Here is a 5,732-nt window from a genome sequence, read left to right as displayed (position 1 = left end):
AAGATGATCTATTCAGCAACAGAAAACAGCAATCTAAAGCTTATAAAACAATCGTTGATGAAATCAAAGATGCCAAAAAACGCATTCAACGACTTGAAAAAGCAAAGGCGGGTTAATGCAAAACTTCACAATTAAATTGGGTAGCTATGAATACATCATAGCTGCACAAACTTATGAATTGGCACACTTGGAAGCAGTTAAACAACATTTAGAATTGGGGAGAGGTTTTTATGAGTAATGAAAAAATTGTATGCGCAGCAATTGAAGTTAAATATTCAATGGGTGGTGAATGTGCAATTGGTATTCTTTGTGGTGTTGATTATCAATCAATAAGAGACAATCCTATATTTTCTTCACTTTATGATAATAATATTTATTCTGAAAAACATGGGTTTATGACTAATTCAGGTCGTTTTGTTGATCCAAAAGAAGCTATGAATATTGCAATTAATGCGGGTCAATTAAAAGTTATTATTGAGAAAGAAAATGAATATTTCAAGTGTAGCCAGCTCGAAGAACGTCAAGAAGTATTAGACTGTATTGTTTCTGATATTTTGAGTTTACAGAACTTTTATAAAGATAGAGATTTAACAACTGAGGATTTGTATTAATGAGCATGGCAGATAAACGCGACAAAACGTCATACATCATCAACAATCCGATCAAGAAATTGTTGAATGATCACGGTTATATGTTGAATCGAAACAAAACCAAAAGCTTTGATGGCCAATTTCTTTATAACGTATCAAAAATCAGTTTGGCAGGCATCAAACACATAGATCAGTTCAATCGCAATGGCTTGATGGATGCTTATCACAAGGGTGTTTTGATTCAGATGTTGGAAGAGAAGGAAAGCAGATTATGAAGAACCAGGTTAAAAAACAACAAGTAAAAACAGCTGAATTTTTTATGATCTCAAAACTATTCAGCAATGGCCAAGTGACAGTGAAAGCCAATGCCAAAATCAATGGATCTCTGATTAAAATCCGTTGGCCCTTCAATTCACGTGATGAAGCTGATCGTTGTATTGATCAGATGTATGATAATCCTGTGAAAATTGCACAGCGTTATGTGATGTTGTTTAGGAAAATTTAGACAGTAAAAAAGCCCTTACGGGCTTTTTTTATGATTTTAACAAGATGAAATTTATTCTAAATCTTCAAAGTCTTCTTTGTGTGATTCAAAATAATCATTGATATCATTTTGATCTAAGTGATCAGATGATTTTTTATCATAATGAGGTTTAATTACATCATTGATGATATCAATTAATTTATTTCGATTATCTTCACTTTCTTTGTAACCATTTTTTTGTAAGAAATAATTTAACTCATGATCTTGAACGGTGCTAATTTTTTTTCCTGCAGGAGTACCAGACATTATTAATACCTCACTTTTTATCAAATTTATAATATTAAGACTAATCTTAATGCGAATTGTGATAGTGGGTGATGTTTTTTAAATTTCAAGAGGTTATCCCAACCTATCAGCTAATTCTTTAGCAGTTGGATTGTAGTAAATCATCAATGATTTTAAATCACGATGCCCAGTCATTTTGGCTAAGTCCAAAACGTCTAATTTTCTTGCCAATCGTGTGCATGCTTCATGCCTTGTATCATGAAATGTTAGATCAACTATTTCGCATTCTTTCACAGCTCTTCTAAATGTTGTGCTCACTACATCAGCAGTAATATCAAATACATAACCTGAACGCTTTGGATTCATCATTTCAAATAATTCAACAGCTCTGCGAGAAAGTGGCACATTACGACGGAAACCATTTTTAGAATTTGGGATTCTCAAGTATTTATCACTCAAAAAAACATTGTTCCATGTCGTTTTAACAATTTCACTTTGTCGCATGGCTGTTTCAAGTGCAATCAAAAAGATAATAGCAACCACGCCTTTTTGCGTTGTCGGTGTTTTATTTTCTTCAAAGCCTAAATTATTTAAAATCAATTCTATTTCATGTTCAGCATAACGACGATCACGATGTTCAGGTTCTTTTAATCTACGAACTGAACGAACAGGATTTGTTTGCATCCACATCCAATCTTCTATGCACGTTTGAAAAAGTGCGCTGAATAATGTCATTTCTCTATTTTTAGTAGAGTTGGACACATCTCGTTTATCACGCCATTCTCGCATTACGCGTGGTGTGATTTTGACAAGTGGATAATGTAGCGGGCAATAATCTTGATTCAAGTATGATTTGATCTTTGTGATTTCCCAATCGCTGCTTTCTTTTGTCGGTGATACTTCTTTCATATAACGTATCAACGCATCTTTTAAAGTTTTGGTTTCATCAACTTCTTCACGTTCTCCTAGGCGCATATCTTTTTCAGTACGTTCTACCCATGCCCATGCTTCAGCTTGAGTATCAAATGATTTACCTTTTGTTTTAGTGATATAGTTGTGTGTAAGTTTTGCGCGAGCATAATATTTCTCGCCACGTTTTTGCACTGATCCCATTTTAAAAAGCCCCTATTTGATCACTATAGATGATTTTCTATGATACTACATGATACCGAAAAACATTGATACTACTGCTTTTTAGTATCATGAGGCATCATTAAATATCCTTTATTTGCCCTCCTTCGGTACCAAACAAAAGCTCTAAAGCCCGCTAAACAGCGGGCTTTTTTGTGCCTATAGGTTCAGTTGTTCAGAAAACTGTTCAGAAAAGTGCGTAGTTTTTGGTCAGATTCTTATTTATCAGTATAAGGCTTTAATAATTTCATATGCTCTTCTAGGTTGAGCTGTTTGAGATATTGTCTAATCTTTCTATCTTTATTCATTCTATAAAGAGGATTTAACGATTTTAATTCAGGGCATGCTTTACATAAGTCATCCCAAGTTGCTTTACTGTCTAGAACCATTTTAATGGTTACTGAATCCATGTTATTTGCTCGAAGGTTCTTTTCAATATCTGAAAGATCATGATCCTTTTCTATATTACTCTGAATTGATTGTTGACTATTAGAGCCATTAGGTATTGCATGTATAGGATTGTTGCTTAATGTAGCGGTATCAGTGAGGGTAACAAGATTATTAGTATGTTTATTCTTACTAGTCCTATTACACGCTGTTTTAAACGAACTGTAATTAATTAGAACCTTTGTGTCATTTGATAACATCTCGCATAACAACTTCATTGAGATCATTGGCAATAATTTTTCTATTAAATCAAAATTTAATCTCACAAACTTAGATAGACTATGTCTCAAAATAAACGAGTCATTGTCTTGTGCATTTTCCAATAGTTCATCATAAAGTTTTTTCATCATTTTTCCTGAATGTTATAAATCATGGGCTCCATTTTAGCAAAAAAGAATCTTTTTGGCTCTTTATGAATCTTTGTGAATTTTTTTGTTTCTATTTGTAATCAGTTGATGCTTATATCTGTTTTTATGCATAGTTACTCTATTTCATTGAGCCAAATTGAATCTAAATGAAGCTTTTAGGCACCTAAGAGATTTGATAGGATTATGTTAGTTTTTATGTATAAATACCGAAGATATAGGAAGGCACGACAAGGAATGTTTACAAAATGCTTCGCATCTTGAAACATACCTCTGTGCTTAGGGGAAGCCCCTAAAACCCCTTATGGAGCAAATCTAACGATTTTTGATAAAGAAGAGCCAATAAGATAGCTATCTGTTCTTTAGCCGATATATATGGTCTTTAATTATTCTGTTTCTGGCTCTATTAATTTGTACATGAGGTCTTAAGAGCTTGAAATATTTTTAATATGCATCGGAAACTCATTACAATCTAACAAAAGCTATTTATCTTATATAACTTATTAATTACTATAATATTTATCTGTTAGATAATTTTATTACAACTTCTAACATTGTTAGAAAATTCTTCCAACAAATATCTAGAAAATTATTCTTTAAAATCAATTGTGTAAGAGAATATGTAATATTTGTTAGATGATGTTAGAAAAAATAATTACAAATAACTCTTTAAATATTAAAGAGTTATTTATAGTTTTGCGCAGTTGTTAGCTTGTAATGAGTTTCCGATAGAGATATAAAATATCGTATTACTTTTTTAATAATTCTTTGTAATGCAATTCTTTTGTGATCATTTTTCTTTGTAGCCATTGATTTAATAACCAACTAAGGATAATGATGACTGGTATGATACATAAATATATGATCTTAATAGTATGATTTAATTGGGTACCGAAAAATGCGAATACTGTCATAGAGAATAAAAGAAGAGTGCCAATAATAATGAAAATGGTCATAATTCTTTTATGATCTTCAAAAATATTTTCTTTCACTACCTTCGTAGGTACAGTCAACTGTTCTTTGATGTGGTGTTGTTTCATAGTTCTTTCTTTCTCAATCTTCATTTAAATCACTACCTAAAACTCGCATTACTGCTTGTTTAATAGGGAGGCTAGTTTGACGATATAGTTCAATTAATTGTGCCTCATTTGGGTTTAATGAGGAATCGGATGCTTTACCTGTAATGATATAAAGAATGTCATAGCCTAAGGTTGCTAATCGTTCTAGGTATTCTATATCTGGCTTTCGTGTACCTTTTTCATAGTTATATTGTGTAGCTTTACCTACACCACCAAGTACTCCAAACTCTTCAACACTATAACCAGCTTGCTCACGAATTTGAGTGAGTCTTTTTGGAAATTCTAACATTGTATAAAAAATCCTTGAATTTATAAGTTTGTATACTATAATGCATCTATGAAGCCTCTCTTGAGGCTTGAAAGAGTTATCAAATAGGTATAACTGAGGAGATAAGTTTATATGAAATCAGATGTAGAGCCAAGTAAACGAACAAAAGTCATAAATATTCGTGTTAAGCCTGAAGATGCTGAAAAATTGCAGTTATTAGCTAATCAAAAAGGATTGGCACTATCTACATATTGTTATTTGCTTCTTAAAAATGAAGCAGATCAATATAACGTTTAAGTAATCATTTTTAAAAGATCAATATAGCTTTAATTAGCTAGGGGATTTTTTTATCTAAATTTTATCAATCAATTACTGAAACTCTGGTTTTAGTGATTACGGGATTCTTTTGCCTGAAATATAGGAAAGTCCATGTCAGAGAAAAAAGAACGGTACAACAAACAATATAATCCGGAGCTATTAACAAATACGGCTTTGGTGAAAGAATGTTTTAAAAAGTGGCAATCAAATACTTCAGATTTAGCCTTTTACGTCACCATTGGCTATACAAGCTATTGGTGTATTGTTGATGATACTAAATTAAAAATTATTGATTCTACAATTGAATTAAACACATTCACGAAGCATATTGCATTAAGTGAAATAGCCAATTGTTCTATCACAATTCTATATTCACAAGTGGAATCAGGTTCGGAAGAATGTATTTATTACTTAGAAATTGCACAATCTAAGACGAAAAAAGCCAAAAGTGCATTTACGGCAAAGCAATTGGCAGGTAAATCAGATTTCAAACAAAAAATCATGGCAACGCTTTCAGGTGCAATTTATACAGGCAACGCTGAGCAATTAAATAGAATATTTTTGGATCAAGCACCATTATTAAAACAGTACAAACCATACCGTATGTAGGTTATTTTACTGAGATTCAAACATATGTTTATCCTGATTATGCGGTTTACCAAGGCAATATCTATCACAAGAATGCAGATGATTTCTTTGCTTTGCCTCATGGTTATGTCAAAAGTACTTTTGAGCTATCAAATTTCAATCCAAGTATTGAGTATA

General features: G+C 32.0%; 11 protein-coding genes. 6 read left to right on the top strand and 5 right to left on the bottom strand.

The features are described 5' to 3' along the window. The first annotated feature begins 115 nt into the window (after positions 1 to 115). The 4 genes from BZK14_RS13595 to BZK14_RS07335 are packed head-to-tail and all read left to right on the top strand — an operon-like array spanning position 116 to position 1,095. Positions 116 to 238 carry a hypothetical protein gene (locus tag BZK14_RS13595; RefSeq protein ID WP_281249102.1) on the top strand — a complete coding sequence of 41 codons (123 nt, stop codon included), beginning with the start codon at positions 116 to 118 and terminating at the stop codon, positions 236 to 238. Continuing rightward, a complete protein-coding gene (locus BZK14_RS07345) occupies positions 231 to 611 on the top strand; it encodes a Y16D family protein (protein ID WP_077925881.1) in 381 nt (126 codons plus the stop codon). Before BZK14_RS13595 ends, BZK14_RS07345 begins: the two co-directional genes overlap by 8 nt. Further along, positions 611 to 865, top strand: coding sequence for a hypothetical protein (locus tag BZK14_RS07340; RefSeq protein ID WP_077925880.1), 255 nt, complete (start codon positions 611 to 613; stop codon positions 863 to 865). The genes BZK14_RS07345 and BZK14_RS07340 overlap by 1 nt, the downstream gene beginning before the upstream one ends. Continuing rightward, positions 862 to 1,095 carry a hypothetical protein gene (locus BZK14_RS07335; protein ID WP_077925879.1) on the top strand — a complete coding sequence of 78 codons (234 nt, stop codon included), beginning with the start codon at positions 862 to 864 and terminating at the stop codon, positions 1,093 to 1,095. Before BZK14_RS07340 ends, BZK14_RS07335 begins: the two co-directional genes overlap by 4 nt. A 51-nt stretch (positions 1,096 to 1,146) precedes the next feature. Here BZK14_RS07335 and BZK14_RS07330 read toward each other — a convergent pair whose 3' ends face one another. From BZK14_RS07330 to BZK14_RS07310, 5 genes are all read right to left on the bottom strand, one after another. After that, entirely contained in the window at positions 1,147 to 1,380 is a 234-nt protein-coding gene (locus BZK14_RS07330) for a hypothetical protein (RefSeq protein WP_077925878.1), read from the bottom strand. Between the two features lie 93 nt (positions 1,381 to 1,473). After that, entirely contained in the window at positions 1,474 to 2,472 is a 999-nt protein-coding gene (locus tag BZK14_RS07325; RefSeq protein ID WP_077925877.1) for a tyrosine-type recombinase/integrase, read from the bottom strand. Positions 2,473 to 2,708: 236 nt separating this feature from the next. After that, complete coding sequence (locus BZK14_RS07320; RefSeq protein WP_143691398.1) at positions 2,709 to 3,287, bottom strand: hypothetical protein; 579 nt, start codon at positions 3,285 to 3,287, stop codon at positions 2,709 to 2,711. Positions 3,288 to 4,051: 764 nt separating this feature from the next. After that, on the bottom strand, positions 4,052 to 4,366 hold the full coding sequence (locus BZK14_RS07315) for a hypothetical protein (protein WP_077925875.1): 315 nt from the start codon (positions 4,364 to 4,366) through the stop codon (positions 4,052 to 4,054). After that, positions 4,356 to 4,670, bottom strand: a complete 315-nt coding sequence (locus tag BZK14_RS07310; RefSeq protein WP_077925874.1) for a helix-turn-helix domain-containing protein — start codon at positions 4,668 to 4,670, stop codon at positions 4,356 to 4,358. Before BZK14_RS07310 ends, BZK14_RS07315 begins: the two co-directional genes overlap by 11 nt. Positions 4,671 to 4,781: 111 nt before the next feature. Here BZK14_RS07310 and BZK14_RS13300 point away from each other — a divergent pair, with 111 nt between their 5' ends. Next, the gene (locus BZK14_RS13300; RefSeq protein WP_171973665.1) at positions 4,782 to 4,946 is read left to right on the top strand and encodes a plasmid mobilization protein; all 165 of its coding nucleotides are present in this window, start codon (positions 4,782 to 4,784) and stop codon (positions 4,944 to 4,946) included. Positions 4,947 to 5,078: 132 nt separating this feature from the next. Further along, the gene (locus BZK14_RS07305; RefSeq protein WP_077925873.1) at positions 5,079 to 5,576 is read left to right on the top strand and encodes a hypothetical protein; all 498 of its coding nucleotides are present in this window, start codon (positions 5,079 to 5,081) and stop codon (positions 5,574 to 5,576) included. Positions 5,577 to 5,732 lie beyond the last annotated feature (156 nt).

Source organism: Wohlfahrtiimonas larvae (genome assembly GCF_002006755.1).
GTDB lineage: Bacteria > Pseudomonadota > Gammaproteobacteria > Cardiobacteriales > Wohlfahrtiimonadaceae > Wohlfahrtiimonas > Wohlfahrtiimonas larvae.
This window is presented reverse-complemented; position numbering and strand designations above follow the sequence as displayed.